The sequence below is a fragment of the Glycomyces niveus genome (assembly GCF_017592475.1).
GTDB classification, from domain to species: Bacteria; Actinomycetota; Actinomycetes; order Mycobacteriales; family Micromonosporaceae; genus Glycomyces; species Glycomyces niveus.
On record NZ_JAGFNP010000006.1, the window covers coordinates 161,850 to 182,853 of the forward strand.

Consider the following 21,004-nt stretch of genomic DNA (forward strand, 5'->3'; position numbering starts at 1 on the left):
AGGAAACGCCGAAGTGTCGGGATCCTGACACTTGCAGGTTCAGTTCCCTTGCGGTTCAAGCGGCAGCGACGAGAGGGAGTGCTTCCATCGCACCACTTCCACATTGGCGTCGTCTGTACACAAGGTTCAAGCGGCAGCGACGAAGAGGCAGCCCAATCCTGGGGTCGGCCGGCGGACTGGAGGTCGGGCTGGGGCCGCCTCAAGTCTACTTTGGACACAATTTCACCCGATCGAGTGATGACACCGATGCCCATACCTGTCACCATTGACCTATAACAGTCAGACCCACAAACGGATAACCTCCAAGGGGGTGAGCAGGATGAATGGCACAGACCGAATCTCCCAGGCAGCCACCCTGCGCCCCCGGATCGATTCCCTCACCTCTCAGTTGTGCGCTGTCGAGGCCAATCTCCTGCAAGCGGTCATCGCTTATACCTCCCAAGGGCTGCACAAGGAGTGCGACGGCTTCTCCGGCATCCGGGACTGGATCAAGGAGTCCTTCAACCTCAACGAGGCCTGCGCGGGGCAGATCGCCTCCATCGCCCGCCTCTCCCCGAAGTTCAAGCACCTCACCGAGGCCGCCCTCTCGGGGTTCGCCCGCATCGACGCCATCGCCTACGCCATGCGCCGCATCGAACGCGAAGGCCTGGCCGTCTACTCCCGGGTGCCTTACCCCGCCCCGGTCAAGTCCCCCTACGGTGCAACGCTCTGTCGGACACCCGAGGAGCTGATCCGGGAGTACTGCATCCACTCCACCCGCTCCGAACTCGCCGAGCACCTGGACCGCATCTGCGCCGAGCTCTTCGACCAGCAGTCCCTGCTCGATGCGATGAGCCAGCAGTCCCTCGCCTGGCTGGAGGTCAACCAGCGCCCGGATGGCATGTGGGACATCGAAGGCCTGCTCACCGACGACACCGGGAAGCTCATCAGCAACGTCCTGAAGACCGCCGTTCCCCCTCCCCGCCAAGAGGAGCTGGATGAGGACGGCCTGCTTCCCCGCGTCTCCGGCCGCAATGCCGAAGCCCTGCACCAGATGGCGGCCGCCTACGGCACCGACCCTGCGGCTCCCAAGCGGCACGGCCACACCGCGACCCTGAACCTCACCTGCGACCTGGCCACCCTGCGGGGCGAGAAGACCGGTCGGCTCCCCATGCTCGACGGCAAGCCGATCTCGGTCTCCAAGGCCCGCCTCCTTGCCTGCGAAGCGGGCGTCATCCCCTCGGTCTTCGACTACAGCACCGGCGAGGCCATCGAACTGGGCCGCACCAAGCGCCTCCCCAACGCGGCCCTCCGCCACAAGCTCGAACTCGAGCAGCCGGGCGGATGCGCTTGGTCCGGGTGCCGGGCGCCGATCTCATGGACCGAGGCGCACCACCTGGAGCACTGGGCGGACGGGGGCTTGACCGCCGCCGAGAACTTGATCCTGCTCTGCCGATTCCACCACAGTAGAATCCACACGGGCAAATGGAACATTGCGAAGACCGGTCCTGGTAAGGCCGAGATTCGGCACCAGCGCACGGGCTTGACCGATGGGGAATGGGAAGCCGACCTCTTGAAGGATCTGCCGAACGGGCATGACTCCTCGGAATGGTCGCCCACTTATCGGCGGGAGCTGACCGACTATGCCGCCTGGTACGCCCAGAAGAGCATGGAGCTGACGGTCGCCAAGACCCGAGAGCAGTTCCGGAAGAAGGAGACCGCGCCGGTGGCCCTTCGGGAAGATCCGGGTGATCCCCCGTTCTTACCCTGCCCTCAGCGGGCGACTGCTGAGGGGAGCGCAGGTCGATGCCAGCGCAGCCCGATTCCCAGGGGGGACCGGGCCCCTCAGCATGTCCGGGGTCGGATGGGGGGCACTCAGGACGCCCTTCGGGAACAGTCCGGGCCCGTCGGCCGCCGTCTGACCGGGGAAGCAGGAGACCTCTTCGTCGCTGCCCGCCTGAACCAGGACCGGGACAGACCGGGAGGCCGCCGTCCGAGCCCGGCCTGCTCCTGCCTCTCTGTCGCTGCCAGGTTGAACCGGGAACCCGCCCGCCCGAGCCCGCCGTCCGAGCCCGCCCTTCCCCCACCCCTCAGTCGCCGCCTGCTTGAACCCGGACGTGCCGCCACCCCTCTGGGGCCATCGGCGCGAAGTCGCATTTCAGCCCTCCCGCCGGAGTTATATTCAGGTCTCATTGCCTGTACCGCCTGCCCGACCAGCGAGGATGCGATCGATGGCGCAACCCGCACCGCCCACCAGCACCGCCGAGGCCACCAGTCCCACCGCGAAGTTGGCGTTCTGGACGCTCACCTCGATGGTGGTGGGCTCCATGGTCGGCGCAGGGGTGTTCTCCCTCCCCGCACGGTTCGCGCAGCAGACCGGGGTCGCCGGGGCGCTGATCTCGTGGGCGATCGCCGGGACGGGCATGTTGATGCTGGCGTTCGTGTTCCAGCGCCTGGCCATGCGCCGCCCCGACCTCGATGCGGGGGTGTACGCGTACGCCAAAGCGGGATTCGGCGAGTACCCCGGGTTCTTCTCGGCGATCGGCTACTGGGCCAGCGCCTGCGTGGGCAATGTGACGTACTGGGTCCTCATCATGTCCACCGCGGGAGCGCTCATCCCCGCGCTCGGCGAGGGCGACACGGTCCTCGCGATCGCGCTCTCCTCCGCCGGCCTGTGGGGGTTCTTCCTGCTGATCAAGCAGGGCGTGAAGGAGGCTGCGGCGATCAACCGGGTCGTGACGGTCGCCAAGCTGATCCCGATCGGCGTGTTCGTGGTCCTGGCGCTGTTCTTCTTCGATCCGGGCGTGTTCGCGGAGAACTGGGCCGGGGCGGATTACGCGGGGTCGCTGTTCTCCCAGGTGAAGGGGACGATGCTGGCGACAGTGTTCGTGTTCCTGGGCGTCGAGGGCGCGAGCGTGTACTCGCGGCACGCGCGCCGCCGCGAGGACGTGGGTCGGGCGACGATCACAGGTTTCCTCTCGGTCTTCGCGGTGTTCGCGTCAGTGACGATCGTGTCGTACGGGATCATGCCGATGGGCGAGATCGCGGAGCTGCGCCAGCCGTCGATGGCCGGAGTCCTGGAGCACGCGGTGGGCACCTGGGGCATGGTGTTCGTGTCGGTCGGCCTGGTGGTCTCGGTGCTGGGCGCGTATCTGGCGTGGACGCTGATGGCGGCGGAAGTGCTGTTCGTGGCCGCGAAGGACAAGGACATGCCCCGGTTCCTCTCCAAGGCGACGGCCGAGGACGTCCCGGTCCCGGCGCTGGTGCTCTCGACGGCGCTCTCCCAGGTGGTCCTGGTGGTGACCTACTTCTCCGAGGACGCGTTCAATTTCGCGCTGGACATGACCAGCGCACTCACGCTGATCCCGTTCCTTCTCGCGGCGCTCTTCGCAGTGAAAGTGGCGTTCGGCTGGGACCGGGGAGCGGGGAGCCGCGGCGGCGGGGCCGAGATCGCGGTGGCGGTGCTGGCGACGGTGTACACGGCGTTCCTGCTGTTCGCGGCCGGGCCGAAGTTCGTGCTGGTGTCGTTCATCGTGTACGCGCCGGCGACGATCCTGTTCGTGATGTCCCGCCGCGAGCAGAGGCGGCGGCTCTTCAGCCCTGGCGAGGCGGTCTTGCTGGGTGTCGCGGTGCTGGCGGCGGCGCTGGGGGTGCTCGCGCTCGGGATGAACTGGATCAGCATCTGACCCGTTGGGGGACAGGGAGGAATGCGATGAGCAACGGTTACGGGGTCTATTCGGAGGTCGGCAGGCTGCGGAAGGTGCTGGTGTGCCGTCCGGGGCTGGCGCATCGGCGGTTGACGCCGACGAACGCGGACGGGCTGCTGTTCGACGATGTGATGTGGGTGGAGAACGCGCAGCGCGACCACCTCGACTTCGTGAGCAAGATGGAGGCCAGAGGCGTGCAGGTCGTGGAGTTGCACGACGTGCTGAGTGCGACGATGGCCGATCCGGCGGCGCGTTCGTGGTTGCTCGACCGGAAGATCACCGCGAACGAGGTGGGGCTGGGCCTGATCGAGCCGACCCGGGCGTACCTGGAGTCGCTGGGACCCGCGGAGCTCGCGGAGCACCTCATCGGCGGCCTGTCCACACTCGAGCTCCCGGACGATCTGCGGGGGCCGTACATCGCGCTGGCGCGGGAGTCGACGGGGGTGCGGGAGTACCTGATGCCACCGCTGCCGAACACCCTGTACACCAGGGACACCACCTGCTGGCTGTACGGCGGGCTGACCCTCAACCCGCTCTATTGGCCTGCGCGCCATGACGAGACGCTGCTGATGAAGGCGGTCTACACGTTCCACCCCGACTTCACGGGCTCGACCGTGTGGTGGGGCGACCCCGACCTGCCCTGGGGGCAGGCGACGTTCGAGGGCGGGGACATCATGCCGGTGGGGAACGGCGTGGTGCTGATGGGCATGTCCGAACGCACCTCCCGTCAGGCCATAACCCAAGTCGCGAAGGCGCTCTTCGAGCACGGTGCGGCGACGCGGGTCATCGTGGCGGCCATGCCGAAGCTGCGTTCGGCGATGCACCTGGACACCGTGTTCACCTTCGCGGACAGGGATGTCGTGACCCTGTACCCGAAGATCATGGACGCGGTGCACACCTTCTCCCTGTACCCCGCCGACCGGCAGCCGGGCATGGCGATCATCGACCACGGCGGCAAGGCGTTCACCGAAGTGGTCGCCGAAGCGCTCGGGCTGCCGGAGCTGCGGGTGATCGAGACCGGCGGCGACGTGTACGCCTCCGAACGGCAGCAATGGGACTCGGGCAACAACGCCGTGGCGCTCGAGCCGGGCGTGGTCATGACGTACGACCGCAACACCCAGACGAACACGCTCCTGCACAAGGCCGGCATCGAGGTGATCACCATCGTCGGCGCCGAACTCGGCCGGGGCCGGGGCGGCGGGCACTGCATGACCTGCCCGTTGGAGCGGGACGCGGTCGATTTCTGAAAATCAGGGCCCCGATATCGGCTTTCCGACAGCGCCCGGATTCGGCCGCCGGGCAGGGCCGACGCTGCGAGCATGAATCGTCATCGTCGTCTCACAGTGAGGTGGTCAAATGCGACGAATCCTGGCCAGTGCGGCCGCAGCCCTGGCGATCGGCGCGGTCGGGGCCGCGCCCGCGGCCGCGGACCCGATCGCCGCAGAGCCGGTGGTCCAAGCGGACAGCGAGAGCGTGTACTGCTACGCCTCGTTCAGCGTCGACACCGTCGTGCGCGAGTACCCGAACGCGAGCGCGGGGCAGATCGGCCCGAAGATCCCGGCCGGCGAATGGGTCTCCGGATCGTGGTGCGCGCCGTTCACCGACGGCGGCAAGCACACGACCTGCGGGTCCTGGTCGCAGGTGTGGATCGTCGTGGACTGGCACGACACGTGGGGCTTCGCGCACGTCGGCTGCCTGCAGTCGTACTACGTCGACTGACCCGGTGAGCACGACCGGGCCGCGGGACTCTCAGCCGCGGCCCGGTCGCCCGTTCCGCTTCGCGTCGTAGTAGACCGCCTCGCACAGGTCGTCCACGTCGTCGTCCTCGCGCCAGTCATCGAAGTCGGCCACGAACACCATCTTCGCCTCCAACTGCCCATTCCCCTTGAGCAGCTTCAGGACCCGCCGCCAGTCCGCGAGGTTCGGGTGATCGTAGTCCCGGCAGGCCTCGGCCGGGCGGAGCAGCCGGATCGCCTGCTCCAGCGCCGTCGTGTACACCGGGTAGGACTTCGAACCGCCCGAGTGGCGCAGGACCGTCGCCATCACGACCGCCGGGAGCAGATGCTCCCCCGCGTTCGTGACGCCGAAGACCAGCTCCCCCGACACGTCGTAGACTCCCAGCCCGTGCGCGGCCGGGTCCTTCCAGCCGGGGAGGTCCGCGATGAGGCGCTCGCGCGCGGCGGCGATCTTCTCGCGGGTCTCCCACCGGTCGCCGAGCTCGTCGAGCAGGGCGGTCACGGTCGATTCGGCTTTCGATGAACTCATGCCCGCAGTCTCGCACTGGCCGAGCCCGGCCAGCGAAGCGACCGCGCGAAACGAGACGGGCCGCCCCGCCCCGAAGGACGGAACGGCCCGGTACGCTGCGCGCTAGACGAGCTGCTTCGGCGCCGCGTAGTGGCAGGCCGCGCGGGTCTGGCCCGCGTGGTCGGAGCGGAGCAGCGGCTCCACGTCAATGCACTTGGCCTGCTCCGACTCGCTCAGCTCCTTGAAGAGCGGGCAGCGGGTGCGGAAACGGCAGCCCGACGGCGGGTTCGACGGGCTCGGCACATCGCCCTGCAGGACGATGCGCTCGCGCGACCGCTCCTTGCGCGGGTCCGGCAGCGGGATCGCCGACATGAGCGCCTGCGTGTACGGGTGCGCCGGACCCGCGAACAGCTGGTCCGTCGTCCCCTCCTCGACGATCTTGCCGAGGTACATCACCGCGACCTTGTCCGCGATGTGCCGCACCACCGAGAGGTCGTGCGAGACGAACAGGTACGACAGCCCCAGCTCGTCCTGCAGGTCCTCCAGCAGGTTGATGACGCCCGCCTGGATCGACACGTCGAGCGCCGACACCGGCTCGTCCAGCATGAGCACGCGCGGCTGCAGGGCCAGCGCGCGGGCGATGCCGATGCGCTGGCGCTGGCCGCCCGAGAACTCGTGCGGGTAGCGGTTGCGGTGCTCCGGGTTCAAGCCGACGATCTCGATCAGGCTGTTGACCCGGTCGCGGCCGCCGTTCTTGAACAGGTTGTGCACGCGCAGCGGCTCGGCGATGATCTCGAAGACCGTCATGCGCGGGTCCAGCGACGCCATCGGGTCCTGGAACACCAGCTGCAGGTCCCGGCGGATCGGCCGCATCTGGTTGCGCGAGAGCTTCGTCAGGTCCCGGCCCTCGTAGAGGATCTCGCCCGAGGTCGGCTCGATGAGGTTCATCATCAGCCGCGCGGTCGTGGACTTGCCGCAGCCGGACTCGCCGACGAGCGCCAGGGTCTCGGTCTGGCCGATCTCCAGGCTCACGCCCGAGACGGCGTGCACCGCGCCGACCTTGCGCCGGAGGATCCCCTTGGAGCGCACGGGGAACTCCTTGACCAGGTTCTTGCCCTGGATGACCGGGCTCGCCGCGGTCTGCGGCGTGTCGAGCATGGCGTTCACTTGTCCTCCTCCTGGTGGAGCGCGGCGGCCTCGGCCTCGGCGGCTTCGACTTCCGCTTCGACCGAGAGGTCGGTGGCCACGGGCGCGAACACGTCGTCGGGGGCCTTGCCCTCGAGCTGGTCCGAGAAGTGGCAGGCCGAGACGTGCCCGGAGGGGCCGATCGGCATGAGCGCCGGCTCGACCTCCGCGCAGATGTCCTGGTGCATCGGGCAGCGGGGGCGGAACGGGCAGCCCGGCGGCAGGTTCAGCATCGACGGCGGCGTGCCGTGGACGGGCGTGAGGCGGTGGCCCCGCGACTCGTCCATGCGCGGCAGCGACCCGATCAGGCCCAGCGTGTAGGGCATGCGCGGCTCGTAGAAGATCTCGTCGACAGTGCCCTGCTCGACCGGCTTGCCCGCGTACATGACGAGGACGTCGTCGGTGTGCCCGGCGATGACGCCGAGGTCGTGCGTGATGAGGATCAGCGCGGCGTTGACCTCTTCGCGGGCCTTCTCCAGGGCCTCGAGGACCTGGGCCTGGACGGTCACGTCGAGGGCCGTGGTGGGCTCGTCGGCGATGATGACGTCCGGGTTGTTCGCCATGGCGATGGCGATGACCACGCGCTGGCGCATGCCGCCGGAGAGCTCGTGCGGGTAGGCGTCGACCCGCTGCTGCGGGTTCGGGATGCCGACCGAGTCGAGCAGGTCGACGCAGCGCTTGCGGGCCTCGGCCTTGTTCACGTCCGGGTAGTGGACGCGGATGGCCTCGGCCAGCTGGAAGCCGACCGTGTAGACCGGGTTGAGGCTGGTGAGCGGGTCCTGGAAGATCATGGAGATCTTCTTGCCGCGGATGCGGGAGAGCTCGGCGTCGCCGAGGCCAAGAAGCTCTTCGCCCTCGAGCTTGGCGGAGCCGGTGATCTGGGCGGTCTTGGGCAGCAGGCCCATGATCGCCATGGAGGTCACCGACTTGCCGGAGCCGGACTCGCCGACGATGCCGAGGCTCTGGCCGCGGCGCAGCTCGTAGGAGACGCCGCGGACGGCGTGGACGAGCCCGTCGTCGGTCGGGAACGACACGTTGAGGTCGTTGACCTCGAGGACCATGTCGCCCTTGGTGCCCGCGGAGCGCGGGGCGCCGTTGGTGCTGACTGAGATGTTGGACAACGCTATCGCCTCACCATCGTCTGGCGCGGGTCCATCGCGTCGCGCAGGCCGTCACCGATGAAGTTGATGGTGAGCGCGATGAGGATGATCATGAGACCCGGGATGTAGAACAGGTACCAGTGCTCGTTGAACGCCGACGCGCCCGCGGCCTCGATGAGGAGGCCGAGCGAGGTGTCGGGGCTCTGGATGCCCAGACCGAGGAAGGACAGGGTCGTCTCCGACAGGATGGCGAACGCGATCTGCAGCGTCACCGAGACGATGATGACGCTCATCGTGTTCGGGATCAGGTGCTTCACGATGATGTGCCAGTCCGAGCCGCCCGCGGACCGCGCGGCTTCGATGAACTCCTTCTCCCTCAGGGATAGCACTTCGGCGCGCACGGCGCGCGCGATCGAGGTCCAGCCGAAGATCGCGAGGATGAAGGCCATGTGGTACCAGCGGACGCTGGAGTCGATGGCGCCGGCGATGGCACCGGTGATGACCAGGAACGGGATCACGAACATGATGTCGAGGAAGCGCATCATGAGCGAGTCGACCCAGCCGCGGTAGAAGCCGGCGACGGCGCCGTAGAGCGCGCCGATGACCGTCGAGCCGATGGCCACGACGAGCGAGACGTTCAGGGACTGCTTGGTCGCCTGCATCATCGCGCCGAGCATGTCGCGCCCGGCCTTGTCGGTGCCGAACGGGTGGTCCAGGCTCGGGGCGGCCCACGAGGGGATCTCCGAGTGGATCTTGTAGTCCCATTTCCACACGAACGGTCCGAGGTACGCGAACAGCACGATGAGCACGAAGATCACGAGGCTGATCACGGCGGCGCGGTGGCGGAAGAAGCGGCGTGCCACCATCTCCCACTGGCCGCGCTCCTTGGTGGTGATGGCCTCGGCGTCGAGGCGGGGTGAAGCGGTGTTACTCATAGCGGATCCTCGGGTCGAGCACGCCGTACAGGATGTCGGAGATCAGGACGCCGATGAGGACGACGAGACCTGAGATGAGCACGTAGGCCATGACGACGAACGTGTCGCCGGCGCGGATCGCGTCCAGGGAGTAGACGCCCAGGCCGCGCCAGCCGAAGATGCTCTCGGTGACCATCGCGCCGCCCATGGCCCCGGAGAGGGCGAGGGGCGCGAAGGTCGCGACCGGGATGAGCGCGGTGCGCAGGGCGTGGCGGCGCATGACGGTGCGGTTGCGCACGCCCTTGGCGCGGGCCAGGCGCACGTAGTCGGAGTTCATGACCTCGAGCATCGAGGCGCGCTGGTACCGCGAGATCGCGGCGTAGCCGCCGAGCATGAGCACCAGGGTCGGCACGATCAGGTAGGGCAGGGAGTCGACGAAGACCTCCCAGCCGTTCCCCTGGAAGCCGGTCGATCCCGAGCCGTACGTCTGGAAGACGGTGGAGCCGAGGATCTTGTTGAGCTGCACCGCGCCTTCCTTGAACAGCGAGCCGAGCCAGAACACGGGCATCGCCAGGAACAGGAAGCCCAGGAACGTCAGCGTGTAGTCGGTGCGCGAATACTGCTTGACCGCGCTGACGACACCGGAGAGAATGGCGATGCCGATGGAGGCGAGCGTCGCGAACAGCACCAGCCGGAGCGTGATCCAGAAGCGGGTGGAGATCTCGTAGCCGATGTCCATGGCCGAGCCCTCGATGGAGGGACCCCACTCGCCCTTGAGGAGGCCGATGTCGCCGTTGGTGTCGCCCATGCCGGTGAGCCAGATCCAGTAGCGCTCGGGGATGGACCGGTCGTAGTAGAGCGACTCCTCGAGCGCGTCGACGGTCGACTGCGGCACGGGCTCGCCGGTGGACTGCTGGATCTCGAAGACCATGTCCTGGACGGGGTCGTTCACGACGTCGACCAGCACAAAGCACAAGATAGTGGCTCCCAGCAGCACCGGGATCATCAGCAGGGTGCGCCGGATTATGAATACAACCATAATGCCTCGTTAACGGTTTCTCTGGTGTGGACCGGTGCGCCTGCCGACCGGTCCGGCCGCGTCGCGACGCGGCTTCTCCTACGGCTCACTTGACTCGCCATACTGCGGCCGGGTCCGTGAGCCCCTGGCACTTGTCCTTCAAAAGCATTGCCAAACTCATTGCCTCGCTCCGATCACTCAGCAGCGACCCCCCATTCGGCAATGTTGTAGGCGGATCGCTGCTGCGACGCCCAATTGTCCCGGACGTTCACCAACCTATCGGAGACCATCACCGCGACCGGTGTGTCCACGATAGGCAGGGAATAGGCGTCCTGGACGACCTGCTGGACCGCGGCGTTGGCGCGGACGGCCGCCTCGTCGAGGTCGAGGGTGCCGTTGACCTCGGCGATGAGCGCGTCGAGCTCCGGGTCGGAGAGGCCGCCGAAGTTCGAGCCCGAGCCGGTCTCCCAGTACTGGGACGCGGAGGCGACGAACACCGGGTCGGAGCTCCAGCCGAAGTCGATCATGTCGAACTCGCCCTCGCCGAGGACGGTGCCGAGGTCGGCGTCGGGGATGGACCGCAGCTCGACCTCGATGCCGATGTCGGCGAGGTTCGCCTGGACGAGCTCGCCGGTGACGCGGCGGTTCTCCTTGGACTCGGAGTAGCGGAAGTCGAGCTCGACCACTTCGCCGTCGGGGTCGCGCAGGACGCCGTCCTTGAGCTCGTACCCCTCCTCCTGGAGCATGGAGAGGGCGAGCTCGACGTCGCCCGTGCCCTGACCGGTCGCCGAGAGGTGGTCCTGGTAGTACTCGGAGCCGTTGCGGAAGAGGTGGTTGCCCTTGCGCTCGATGTCGGACTGCACGTACGCGTAGGTGCGGTCGATGACGTTCTCGACGTCGATCGCGGTGAACACGGCCTGGCGCAGCACCGGGTCGGAGAGGAACTCGCTCTTCGTGTTCAGGTCGATGTGCTCCCACGACGGCCCGCCCGCGACGGCGTACTCGAGACCCTCGGCGCCCTGCAGCTGCGTGATGGTCTCAGCGGTGACGGAGAACGGGGAGGCCCCGTCGATCTCGCCGTTGCGCAGCGCCGTGACGATGTTCTGGAGGCCGTCGATGACACGGAAGGTGACCTTGTCGAGGGTCACCTCGGTGTCGCCGGCCCAGTCCTCGTTCGGCACGTAGATGACGTACTCGCCGGCCTTCGCGTCCTGGATCTCGAACGGCCCGGTCGACCAGGTGGGCACGGTCTCCGCGAAGTACTGCTCGGCGGCGGCCATGTCCTTGGGGTTGTTCGCCCAGTCGAAGCCCTGCGCCTCGGCCACGTGGGCGGGCTCGGAGAGCACTTCCTCGTACGCCCACTCCGCGGAGTGGTAGCTCTCCTTGTAGGTCACCGTGATCGCCGAGCCGTCGCCGGTGATGGACTCGACCTGGGAGCCGCGGGTGATGTTCGCGGCGTCGCAGCCGTCGCAGAGCGAGGAGTCGCCGGAGGTCGCGTACCAGTGGTAGATGAAGTCGTCGACGCCGATGTCGGTGCCGTCGCCCCAGTTCGCGCCGTTCTTGAGCGTGTACTCGACGGTCACCGGGTCCTCTTTGACGAGTTCCGGGGCTGAGGCGAAGATGCCCTCGTTGACGATGAACTCGCCCTCGGGGTCGAACTGGCCGGTGTAGGGCCACAGGCCCACGAGCGCCATGGACACGTACGCGTTGTTGCCTTCGGAGGTGTTCTGGTTCCAGGTGCCCCACGAGCCGTCGAGGGCCCAGGTGATCTCGCCGCCGTCGGCCCGCGAGCCGGAGTTGCAGCCGGCCGGGTCGGTCAGGCACGCCTCGAGGCCGGACGAGCCGGTGTCGTCGCCCTGCCCGCAGCCCGTCAGCACCAGGGCGGTGCAGGCGAGGGCGGCGACGGCCGCCGTGTGGTGTCGCTTCATGGTTCCTCTCGAAGGTTTGCGCCGCCGACCGAGGCGGGAGGCGTCGAGGTGGGGTCGACGCTCCGGGCCGTGCCGCCGGGCGGGCGCTCGAGAGCGCGGGAACGGCGGCGGGTCAGTGACGCGAGGTACAGCCTTCCACGGGAATCCCGGGTTTCGGACAACCGAACACGAGATGAGTTTCGTTCGTTATGCTCCCGTGACGTTCATTCCCTGAATGGCGGCGATAAACGGAAAATTCACCGTCTGCCAGCGAGAACTCTCGTCTCGCTGGCATCGCCGCCGCAGGGCGTCCGCCCTTGCCGGTCCGGCCGCGGGATGGGGTCCGCGGGTCGGTCCGGTCGGCCGCGACGATGCGGCCGGAGGCGGAGAGGGGTGGGGCGAGGGGTGGTCGGCGGGCGTTCACCTCACTGCGACGCCGCCGAAACCTCGGCTCATGAAGCACCGAAGCGGCGGGGCCCAGGGAGGCCCCGCCGCTCAGCTTACTGAGCTCTTAGACGGTCTTCCACTCCGCGCAGTTGAAGATCGGGCCGCCCTGGCTGTTGCCGTTGCCGACGACGCCCTCGATGAGGTTCTTGTTCCACAGGATGCCCTGCGGCTCGTCGAACAGCGGGAGGGTCAGGGCGAGCGGCACGGCGATCGCCTCGACCTCGTTGGCGAAGCCCGCGGCCTCGGCCTGGTCCGACGTGGTCTTGAGCTTGTCGATGGCCGCGTCGAGCTCGGGGAAGGAGTAGTTCCCGTAGTTGACGCCGGTCTTGAAGTACTGGTTGGGGGCCGCCACGAACGTGGGGCTGCCCGACCAGCCGAAGATGACCAGGTCGAAGTCGCTCTCGGTGAGCACGGTGCCGAGCTGGCCGTCCGGGATCGCCTTGAGGTCGACGGTGATGCCGATGAGCGCCAGCTGGGCCTGGGCGAGCTCGGCGATCGTGGTGCGGGTGGCGTCGCCCTCGCCGAAGCGGAAGACGAGGTTCGGGACCTCGGCGCCGTCCTTGGCGAGCTTCTGGCCCTCGGCCGCGCCGGTGTAGCCGGCCTCGGTGAGGATCTGGGCGGCCTTGGCGGTGTCGCCCGAGCCCTGGCCGGTCGGGGTGAGGAGGTCCTGGAAGAACTCGCTCTTCTGCCCGAAGAAGTGGTTGAGACGCTGCGAGACCTCGGTCGAGGGGAATACGCGGCTGATGGCGTCCGCGACGTTGATGGCGGTGAAGATCGCCTGGCGCAGGGCCACGTCCTTGAGCGGCTCGGAGTTCAGGTTGGTGTCGATGTGGAGCCAGACGCCGCCCTCGTAGATCTCCTGGGCGAGCGCCGGGTCCTCGGCGGCCTTGTCGAACTCCTCCTGGGAGAACTCGCTCGGCCACGCGCCGGCGATGGTCTGCTGGCGGAGCTCGGTGACGACGGCCTCGGTGCCCTCGACGACCTTCATGGTGAGCTTCTTGACGGTGGGCTTGACCGAGCCGTTCCACTTGTCGTTGAGCTCGTAGGTGATGTACTCGCCCATCTTGAAGTCGACGGGCTTGTAGGGGCCGGTCACGACGTCGGAGAGGTTCTTCTCGAACCACTCGATGGCCTGGCCCATGACGGCCGGGTCGGTCTGCCAGGTGGCGAAGCCCTCGGCCTCGGCGACGTGCGAGGGCAGGTAGATGGTGGGGCTGAACTGCCACTCGGGGTCGAGGTAGCCGTCGATGAAGGTCACCACGATCTTGCCCTCTTCAGGGGACTCGATGGAGGCGACGTTGGGGCCGTAGCTGGTCGAGGCCGGGAGCGCCTTGGTCTGGTCGGCGTGCTCCGGGAGGCCCGAGATGCTGTACCACTGGAAGATGAAGTCCTCGACGCGGACGGGCTTGCCGTCCGACCACTGCGCGTTCTCCTGCAGGGTGTACTGGACCTGGAGGGGGGCCTCGGAGATGATCTCCGAGGAGGCGAAGACGGCGTCGTTGAGGTGGAACTCGCCGTTCTCGTCCCAGTCGCCGGTGGTGTTGCCGTCGAGGCCGTAGCGCATGGGGTACATGGCCTGGTGACCGTACGAGTTGTTGCCGGCCTGGGTGTTCTCGTTCCAGGACTCCCACGCCGAGGGGATCGCCCAGGTGAGCTCGGTGGCGCCGGAGCCGCCGTTGCCTTCGTTGCCGCCGCACGCGGCGAGGGTGAAGGCGGCCGTGCCGCCGATGGTCAGGCCGCCGAGAGCTCTACGGGTCAGAGCCATGAGTGTTCTCCTCCAGGTATCGATGCCGAGGGGCCTTCGCGAAGGCGCCGATGCCTCGCGCCCGCATCGCGGGTGGGGGAAGGCGTCAGGTGCCCTCGGCGGTGTTGTGACAAACACTTGCACAGACGTGAGGGGATTGACATGGCCGAGTCCTCAACTGGAGTTTATTCGTGATGTATTCGTGACTTTGCGCCGTGAAGCCGGTGCGGGACATGGACCGTGGGGCCGATGCGGCATCGGCCCCACGGGGGAATTCACTGAATTATCAGGACGGATGGTGTCGAATCCACTACGGTTTCGGCCGGCCGTCCACTCCGGAGTCGGGAGGCGTTAGGGGCGCTTCCATTCGCGGACGTTCCACAGTGTCGAGGCCTGGCTGTTCCCGTTCACCTCGACGCCTTCGACCATCGCGCTGTTCCAGAAGATCGCCATCGGGCTGTTGTAGAGCGGCAGGGTGTACGCCTGCGCGACCGCCTGGGCGCTGATCTGGTTCGCGATGTCGGCCGCCACGTCGAGGTCGAGGGTGGCGCGGACCTGCGGCAGCAGCTCGTTGATGACCGGGTCGTCGTAGTTGCCGTGGTTGGAGTCCGAGTCCGGCGAGAAGTACTGGTCGGGCGAGGTGGAGAACGACGGGTTCGCGACCCACGAGTAGACGACCAGGTCGAAGTCGCCCTCGGAGAGGGTCGTGGAGAGCTCGTCGTCGCCGAAGCCCTTGAGCTCCAGGTCGATGCCCAACTCGACGAGCTGGGCCTGGATGATCTCGCCGGTGAGCTTGCGGATCTCGTTGGAGGAGGCGAAGCGGAAGTTGAACAGCACCTGCTCGCCCTCGGCGTTCAGGAGCTTGCCGTCGCCGTTGGTGGTGTAGCCGGCGCCGGTGAGGATGGTCTTGGCCGCCTCGAGGTCGCCCTTGCCGTAGTTCGCCGGGCCCGTGTAGTCGACGTAGTACGGGCTCGCCTCGGTGAAGAAGTGGTTGCCGAGCCACGGGGCTTCGGTCCCGGGGAAGGCGCGGGCCTTGATCTCCTCGATGTCGATGGCGGTGAAGACCGCCTGGCGCAGCGCGACGTCCTTGAGGAACGCGTTGTTGACGTTCATGTCGAAGTGCGACCAGGTCGCGCCGGCGTACGTCTCGTACTTGAAGTCGGGCCCGTCGTCGAGCTTCTGCAGCTCCTCGAGGCTGAAGTCGTTCGGCCAGCAGCCCGCGATGGTCTGCTGGCGCAACTCGGTGACCTGGGCCTCGATGCCTTCGATGGCCTTCATCGTGAGCTTGTCGTAGGCGGCCTTGTTCTTGCCCTGGTACTTGTCGTTGGGTTCGTAGATGACGTACTCGCCGACCTTCCACTCGACCGGCTTGTACGGGCCGATCACGACGGTCCACAGGTCGTCGTTGAAGAAGTTGATGGCGTCGCCCATGATCTCCGGGTCGGTCGCCCAGGTCGCGAAGCCGTTCTCCTCGGCCACGTGGCTCGGCAGGTAGACGCCGCCGGTGAAGATCCACTCGGGGTCGGTGGTGCCTTCCTTGAACGTGAAGACGATCTTGCCCGGCTCGGGCTCCTCGATGCTGGCGATGTTCGCGCCGGCGGTGCCCGCGGGCAGGGCCTTCTCCTGGTTGGCGTGGGCCGGGTCGCCGGAGGTGGAGTACCACTGGAAGATGAAGTCCTCCAGGCGGACGGGCTTGCCGTCCGACCACTGGGCGCCCTCTTTCAGGGTGACCTGGACCTGCATCGGCGCTTCGCTGAGCAGCTCCGGCACGCCCTCGAAGATCGCCTCGTCGTAGAAGACGTTGCTCTCGGGGTCCCAGTCGTAGCCGACCTGGCCGACCGGGTTCATCGGGGTGGTGGCGATGTTGGTGGCGGAGGCGTTGCCGGTGCCGGTGTTCTGGTTCCAGGCCGACCAGCCCGACGAGACCGCCCAGACGAGTTCGCCGCCGGTCTCGCTGCCACCGTCTTCGTTGCCGCCGCAGGCCGCCAGCATGAGGGCGGAGGAACCGCCGATCGTCATGCCGCCGAATGCTCTACGTGTCAAAGCCATGTGCTTTGTCTCCTCCATAGGGTGTCCGGCCGAGGGGGTTCGCCCGATGCGCCGCTGGGGCTTCGTCGCCGTCGCGGGGGTCGCGGAGGGGCCAGGCGGCCGCTCGGCAAGTGCTGTGTCACACAGTGCCACGTCACAGGAGGTAAAGGAACGCATCGGTACGAATTTGGCGGATCATTGTTACCCGACCGAGACGCAAGAGGGGGCGGCCCGAACCGGGCCGCCCCCTGCCGTACTCGGATGCCCTACGCGGGCTTCCACTCCTGGATGTTCCACATCGGTCCGGCCTGGCTGTTGCCGTTCGGGACGATCCCGTCGAGGCTGCCGTTGAGGTACACCACCGACTGCGGCTCGTCGAAGATCGGCAGCGTGAACGCCTGCGGGATCACCATGTCCTCCACCGCGTTCGCGAACTGCGCGGACTCGGCGATGTCCGTGGTCGAGCGGACCTTGGCGATCGCCTCGTCCAGGCCGTCGAGCGTGTAGCCGCCGAAGTTCGAGGACGAGTCCGAGCCGAAGTACTGCTGCGGCGCGGTCGTGAACGCGGGCGTGCCCGACCAGCCGAAGACGACCAGGTCGAACTCGCCTTCGGAGAGGACCGTGCCGAGCTGGCCGTCCGGGATGGCCTCGAGCGTCACGTCGATGCCGATCTCGCCCAGATAGGACTGCACGAGTTCACCGGCGAGCGTGCGGGTCGCGTCGCCCTCGCCGTAGCGGAACTGCAGCGTCACGGGCTGGCCGTCGGGCGTCATGAGCGTGTCGCCGGTGGTGTAGCCCGCGCCCTCCAGCAGCGCGTTCGCCGCTTCGGCGTCGCCCGAGCCCTGCACCGGGTCCGACGCGCCCAGCGCGTCCTCGAAGAAGTCCGACTGCTCGTTGAAGAAGTGGTTCTTGCGGGCCGTGACCTCGGTGTCCGGGTAGGCCTTGGCGATGATGTCCGCGTTGTCGATCGCGGTGAACACCGCTTGGCGCAGCACGTCGTCGGCCAGGAACTCGTTGCGCGTGTTCGTGTCGATGTGCAGCCAGATCGAGCCCTCGTAGACCTCGGTGGTGACCGCGTCGTCGTCGGCGACCTTGTCCAGCTCCTCCTGGCTGAACTCGGACGGCCAGGAGCCGTCGATCGAGCCCTGCCGCAGCTCGGTGATGATCGACTCGGTGCCCTCGACGACCTTCATCGTCAGCTTCTCGAGGGCCGGCTTCACCGAGCCCTGGTAGTTCTCGTTGGGCTCGAACGTGACGTAGTCGCCCGCGACCGCGTCGACCGGCTTGTACGGCCCGGTGCCCCAGGTGGGCGGGTTCTGGGTGAACCAGGTGGCGCTGCCGCCCATCTGCGCGGGGTCGGTGGCCCAGTCGGGGAAGCCGTTGGCCGCGGCGATGTGGGCCGGGTACATCGGCGTCTGGAAGTACTGCCACTCCGGGTCGAGGTAGCCGTCCACATAAGTCATGGTGACGACGTCGCCCTCCTGCGTGATCGAGGCGACGTTCGCGCCCCAGTCGGTGGAGGCGGGCACGCACTGGGTCTGGTCGCAGTGCTCGGCCTTGCCCGACATCTGGTGCCAGATGTAGGTGAAGTCGTCGAGGCCGAACGGCTCGCCGTCCGACCACTGGGCGTCCGGGTTGAGCGTGTAGTTCACGGTCATCGGCGACTCGGCGGCGAGCTCCGGGGCGCTCGCGAGGAGCGCGTCGTTGAAGACCCAGTCCCCGTCCTGGTTGAAGTCGCCGAGGGCGGTCGCACTCGGGGACAGGGCCTGGTGGATGTACGAGTTGTTGCCGTCGGCGGTGTTCTCGTTCCACGACTCCCAGCCCGAGCTCACGCCCCACGTGACGTCGGTGTCGCCGCCGCCCGAATCGCTCCCGCCGCCGCACGCGCCGAGCGCCGCGGCGGCCAGCGCCGCCGTCCCGGCGAGGGCGAAAGCCCTCGCTTGTGCAGGTCGCATATGACCACTCCCCCGTGTGTGCATCCACTGTGGGCCACTACAGCCCGCCATTGGATCATCGTTACACCTGGAAGGGCCCGTTTCGGGAAGTTTCGGGCAAACGGCCGCGCGTTCGGGTTATCAGGCCTCCATCTCGCGGGGCAGCGGTCGCGAGTGGACGACGGTGAGGCGCGAGACCGCGCGGGTCAGGGCGACATAGAGGTGGCGGAGACCGACCCCTTCGATGGTCGCTCCCCCGGTGGCCGGGGCGGTGACGATCTCGGCGGGTTCGACGACCACGACATGGTCGTATTCGAGGCCTTTGGCGAGGCTCGCGGCGACGACCTCCACCCGTTCGGTGCCCTCGAGGAGGGTCTTGAGTCCGGCGGCGCGGTCGTCGGCGGCGATGACGCCGACGAGGCCTTCCTCGGCGAGGGCCTTCGCGACGGCCTGTTCGACGCCCGCGTCGAGGTCGGGGGCCTCGACCAGGTCGTAGGAGCCGTCGGAGCGGATGGAGCGGGCGGGGGCGACGTCGACGTCGAGGTGCGGCAGGACCCGGTTGGCGAGGGCGATGATGACGGCGGGGACGCGGAAGCCGGTGGTGAGCTCGGTGTACTCGACAGTGCTCGTGTCAACGGCGCCGTCCTTGCCGAGGTGGCGCATCTGGTCGGTCCAAGAAGCGGCGGCCCAGGGCGTGGTGCCCTGCGCGAGGTCGCCGAGGACGGTGATCGAGCCTTTGCCCGAGCGGCGGGCGATGACGCGGCACTGCATCGGGGAGAGGTCTTGGGCTTCGTCGATCACGATGTGGCCGAATGACTCCGAGGGTTCGCGGAGCTTCATGTGGGACTCGATCTCGTCGGCGATGAGCAGGTCGCCGGGGGTGGGCTTGGCGGGCTTCCCGGCGAGGAGGGCGGCCTCGTCCTCGGTGAGGATGCCGCGGGTGGCGTCGGCGCGGAACGCGGCGTCGGTGAGGAGCTTCTTGAGGACGGTCTTGGTGTTGAGCTTGGGCCAGACCGCTTCCATGAAGTCGCGTACGGACTCGGTGCGCTTGAGTTTGGTGGCCCATTTGTTGTCCGGGGAGTGGCCTGAGCGGATCTCGGCCTGGCGGCGGGCGCCTTGCACGATCGCGTCCTCGACGGCTTTGCGGCCGGCGGTGTAGGTGCGGGTGTGCTTGCGGGCGTTGCGGATCGCTTCGTCGAGGTAGGTCTGGCCGAGGCGCCAGCGCCAGCCGCCGTCGGCGATGAGGAGGCCGTCGTCGGCGGTGACGCCGCCGTCCGCGGCGGTGCCGACGTGCCCCCAGACGGCGCGCTCGCAGACGAGGGCCATGCGGGCGTCGTGCTTGACGAGGGCGGCTTCGTGGGTGTCGGCGGCGCCGGCGGTGTGGGCGCCGGTGAGCTGGTGGACGGTGACCTGCCAGACGGAGGATTCGCCGAGGGTGGGGAGGACGCCGGAGATGTAGGAGAGGAAGCCTTCGTTGGGGCCGACGACGAGGACGCCGGCTTTGTCGAGCTTCTCGGTGTAGTTGTAGAGGAGCCAGGCGGCGCGGTGGAGGCCGACGGCGGTCTTGCCGGTGCCGGGGGCGCCTTGGACGCAGAGGTTGACGGCGGCTTCGCGGCGGATGAGCTCGTCCTGCTCGGGCTGGATGGTGGCGACGATGTCGCGCATCGGGCCGGTGCGGGGGCGTTCGATCTCCTCGGTGAGGATGTCGGAGGCCACTTCTTCGCCGAGGAGGAGGTTCTCGTCTTCGAAGCCGGTGATGCGGGCGCCTTGGAAGCCGAAGCGGCGGCGGCGGGCGACGTCGCGGCGGTCGTGGGCGGAGGCGCGGTAGTACTGCTCGGCGAGGGGGGCGCGCCAGTCGAGGACGAGGGGGTCGCCGGCTTCGTCGCGGATGTGGCGGCGGCCGATGTGGAAGTCCTCGCCGTCGTCCATCCAGATGCGGCCGAAGAAGATGGCGATGTCGCGGTCGGCGAGGTCGGCGAGGCGGGGGACGGTGTAGTTGGCCATGGCCCAGCCGAAGAGGTGGTCGGATCGGACGTCGCCGAGGCCGAGGTTGCGGGTGGACTCGTCGAAGTCGCCGGCGTAGAGCTTGTGGATGCCTTCGGTGAGGTCCCGCATGACGGCCATCTGGGCGCGGGCGTGCTCGTGGTGGTCGAGTTCGGCTTGGAGTTCGTTCTCAGACACGCTTGTCTCCCGGTGGATTCGGACAGGATTGAAGCAGACGAACCGTCGAGCTTACTGGTGCCTGACCTGCGGGAGCAATCGATTTACCGGGCGGCGAGGGGTTTGACGTCCACGAGCCGCCCGTCGTCTTTGTGCAGGACCCAGCCGGCGCCGGGCGGGGCGGTGTCGGGGCCGTCGAGGGGGAGGGTGAGGTCGTGGCCGGCGAGGTCGTGGCCGTCGCGGGCGGCGACGGCGACGAGGAGCGCGGCGAGGACGATGCCCTCGGCGCACACGACGGTGGTGCGGCGGGGGTCGGGGAGGGCGCGGATCGCCTTGGCGGCCAGCCAGACCGCGGTGTGGGCGGCGCCGGGGAGCTTGGGGGCGGCGGCGCTCAGGTCCTCGGCGACGGTGACGCGCAGGTCGAGCCGGGAGGCGAGGGGGGCGAGGGTGTCGGCGCAGGCGCGGCCGGGGCCGCTGAGGAGGGTCGTGGGGTTGTAGAGCTGGAGGAAGTCGGCGAGCGCCCAGGCGCGGCGGGACTGCTCGTCGGTGAGCGGCGCGGGTTCGGTTGCGGGGAGGGCGACGTGGCGCAGGAGGATGAGCGCGGAAAGCATCAGCGGCCCCCGTTCGCGCGGAGGCG

At 68.1% G+C, this 21,004-nt stretch carries 15 protein-coding genes; 3 read left to right on the forward strand and 12 right to left on the reverse strand.

What is annotated here, in order from left to right; translation table 11 throughout:
* Window positions 1–259: 259 nt before the first annotated feature.
* Window positions 260–1,084 carry a hypothetical protein gene (locus tag J5V16_RS24445; RefSeq protein ID WP_243901160.1) on the reverse strand — a complete coding sequence of 275 codons (825 nt, stop codon included), beginning with the start codon at window positions 1,082–1,084 and terminating at the stop codon, window positions 260–262.
* A gap of 1,126 nt (window positions 1,085–2,210) precedes the next feature.
* Between J5V16_RS24445 and J5V16_RS13285 the strand changes: the two genes are divergently transcribed.
* From J5V16_RS13285 to J5V16_RS13295, 3 genes are all read left to right on the forward strand, one after another.
* Window positions 2,211–3,665: a basic amino acid/polyamine antiporter gene (locus J5V16_RS13285; protein WP_208496755.1), complete on the forward strand. Its 1,455-nt coding sequence runs from the start codon at window positions 2,211–2,213 to the stop codon at window positions 3,663–3,665.
* 26 nt (window positions 3,666–3,691) lie between these two features.
* The gene (locus J5V16_RS13290) at window positions 3,692–4,933 is read left to right on the forward strand and encodes an arginine deiminase (RefSeq protein ID WP_208496876.1); all 1,242 of its coding nucleotides are present in this window, start codon (window positions 3,692–3,694) and stop codon (window positions 4,931–4,933) included.
* A 109-nt stretch (window positions 4,934–5,042) separates the two neighbouring features.
* Window positions 5,043–5,405 carry a hypothetical protein gene (locus tag J5V16_RS13295; RefSeq protein WP_208496756.1) on the forward strand — a complete coding sequence of 121 codons (363 nt, stop codon included), beginning with the start codon at window positions 5,043–5,045 and terminating at the stop codon, window positions 5,403–5,405.
* A 30-nt stretch (window positions 5,406–5,435) separates the two neighbouring features.
* Here the strand turns inward: J5V16_RS13295 and J5V16_RS13300 are convergent, their stop codons facing one another.
* The 11 genes from J5V16_RS13300 to J5V16_RS13350 form a co-directional block, all read right to left on the reverse strand.
* On the reverse strand, window positions 5,436–5,951 hold the full coding sequence (locus J5V16_RS13300; protein WP_208496757.1) for a hypothetical protein: 516 nt from the start codon (window positions 5,949–5,951) through the stop codon (window positions 5,436–5,438).
* Window positions 5,952–6,053: 102 nt separating this feature from the next.
* Complete coding sequence (locus tag J5V16_RS13305; RefSeq protein WP_208496877.1) at window positions 6,054–7,088, reverse strand: ABC transporter ATP-binding protein; 1,035 nt, start codon at window positions 7,086–7,088, stop codon at window positions 6,054–6,056.
* A gap of 5 nt (window positions 7,089–7,093) precedes the next feature.
* Entirely contained in the window at window positions 7,094–8,236 is a 1,143-nt protein-coding gene (locus tag J5V16_RS13310; protein WP_243901161.1) for an ABC transporter ATP-binding protein, read from the reverse strand.
* A 2-nt stretch (window positions 8,237–8,238) separates the two neighbouring features.
* Window positions 8,239–9,150 carry an ABC transporter permease gene (locus J5V16_RS13315; RefSeq protein ID WP_208496758.1) on the reverse strand — a complete coding sequence of 304 codons (912 nt, stop codon included), beginning with the start codon at window positions 9,148–9,150 and terminating at the stop codon, window positions 8,239–8,241.
* The gene (locus J5V16_RS13320; RefSeq protein ID WP_208496759.1) at window positions 9,143–10,168 is read right to left on the reverse strand and encodes an ABC transporter permease; all 1,026 of its coding nucleotides are present in this window, start codon (window positions 10,166–10,168) and stop codon (window positions 9,143–9,145) included. The genes J5V16_RS13315 and J5V16_RS13320 overlap by 8 nt, the downstream gene beginning before the upstream one ends.
* 173 nt (window positions 10,169–10,341) lie before the next feature.
* Window positions 10,342–12,075, reverse strand: coding sequence for an ABC transporter family substrate-binding protein (locus J5V16_RS13325; protein ID WP_208496760.1), 1,734 nt, complete (start codon window positions 12,073–12,075; stop codon window positions 10,342–10,344).
* A gap of 490 nt (window positions 12,076–12,565) precedes the next feature.
* Window positions 12,566–14,266 (reverse strand): ABC transporter family substrate-binding protein, encoded by a 1,701-nt coding sequence (locus J5V16_RS13330; RefSeq protein ID WP_208496761.1) that lies wholly within the window; start codon window positions 14,264–14,266, stop codon window positions 12,566–12,568.
* A gap of 330 nt (window positions 14,267–14,596) precedes the next feature.
* Entirely contained in the window at window positions 14,597–16,294 is a 1,698-nt protein-coding gene (locus tag J5V16_RS13335; RefSeq protein WP_208496762.1) for an ABC transporter substrate-binding protein, read from the reverse strand.
* 245 nt (window positions 16,295–16,539) lie between these two features.
* Window positions 16,540–18,228, reverse strand: coding sequence for an ABC transporter family substrate-binding protein (locus J5V16_RS13340; protein WP_208496763.1), 1,689 nt, complete (start codon window positions 18,226–18,228; stop codon window positions 16,540–16,542).
* Window positions 18,229–18,348: 120 nt separating this feature from the next.
* Complete coding sequence (locus J5V16_RS13345) at window positions 18,349–20,388, reverse strand: HelD family protein (RefSeq protein ID WP_208496764.1); 2,040 nt, start codon at window positions 20,386–20,388, stop codon at window positions 18,349–18,351.
* 83 nt (window positions 20,389–20,471) lie between these two features.
* Window positions 20,472–20,978 (reverse strand): Rossmann-fold NAD(P)-binding domain-containing protein, encoded by a 507-nt coding sequence (locus J5V16_RS13350; protein ID WP_208496765.1) that lies wholly within the window; start codon window positions 20,976–20,978, stop codon window positions 20,472–20,474.
* Window positions 20,979–21,004: the final 26 nt, after the last annotated feature.

What these genes read in the sequence shown, in the direction of transcription:
- J5V16_RS13325 (WP_208496760.1), bottom strand. Translation starts at nt 12,075, where the DNA reads ATGAAGCGACACCACACGGCGGCCGTCGCCGCCCTCGCCTGCACCGCC.
- J5V16_RS13320 (WP_208496759.1), bottom strand. Translation starts at nt 10,168, where the DNA reads ATGGTTGTATTCATAATCCGGCGCACCCTGCTGATGATCCCGGTGCTG.
- J5V16_RS13335 (WP_208496762.1), bottom strand. Translation starts at nt 16,294, where the DNA reads ATGGCTTTGACACGTAGAGCATTCGGCGGCATGACGATCGGCGGTTCC.
- J5V16_RS13350 (WP_208496765.1), bottom strand. Translation starts at nt 20,978, where the DNA reads ATGCTTTCCGCGCTCATCCTCCTGCGCCACGTCGCCCTCCCCGCAACC.
- J5V16_RS13315 (WP_208496758.1), bottom strand. Translation starts at nt 9,150, where the DNA reads ATGAGTAACACCGCTTCACCCCGCCTCGACGCCGAGGCCATCACCACC.
- J5V16_RS13290 (WP_208496876.1), top strand. Translation starts at nt 3,692, where the DNA reads ATGAGCAACGGTTACGGGGTCTATTCGGAGGTCGGCAGGCTGCGGAAG.
- J5V16_RS13305 (WP_208496877.1), bottom strand. Translation starts at nt 7,088, where the DNA reads ATGCTCGACACGCCGCAGACCGCGGCGAGCCCGGTCATCCAGGGCAAG.
- J5V16_RS13300 (WP_208496757.1), bottom strand. Translation starts at nt 5,951, where the DNA reads ATGAGTTCATCGAAAGCCGAATCGACCGTGACCGCCCTGCTCGACGAG.
- J5V16_RS13330 (WP_208496761.1), bottom strand. Translation starts at nt 14,266, where the DNA reads ATGGCTCTGACCCGTAGAGCTCTCGGCGGCCTGACCATCGGCGGCACG.
- J5V16_RS13285 (WP_208496755.1), top strand. Translation starts at nt 2,211, where the DNA reads ATGGCGCAACCCGCACCGCCCACCAGCACCGCCGAGGCCACCAGTCCC.
- J5V16_RS13340 (WP_208496763.1), bottom strand. Translation starts at nt 18,228, where the DNA reads ATGCGACCTGCACAAGCGAGGGCTTTCGCCCTCGCCGGGACGGCGGCG.
- J5V16_RS13295 (WP_208496756.1), top strand. Translation starts at nt 5,043, where the DNA reads ATGCGACGAATCCTGGCCAGTGCGGCCGCAGCCCTGGCGATCGGCGCG.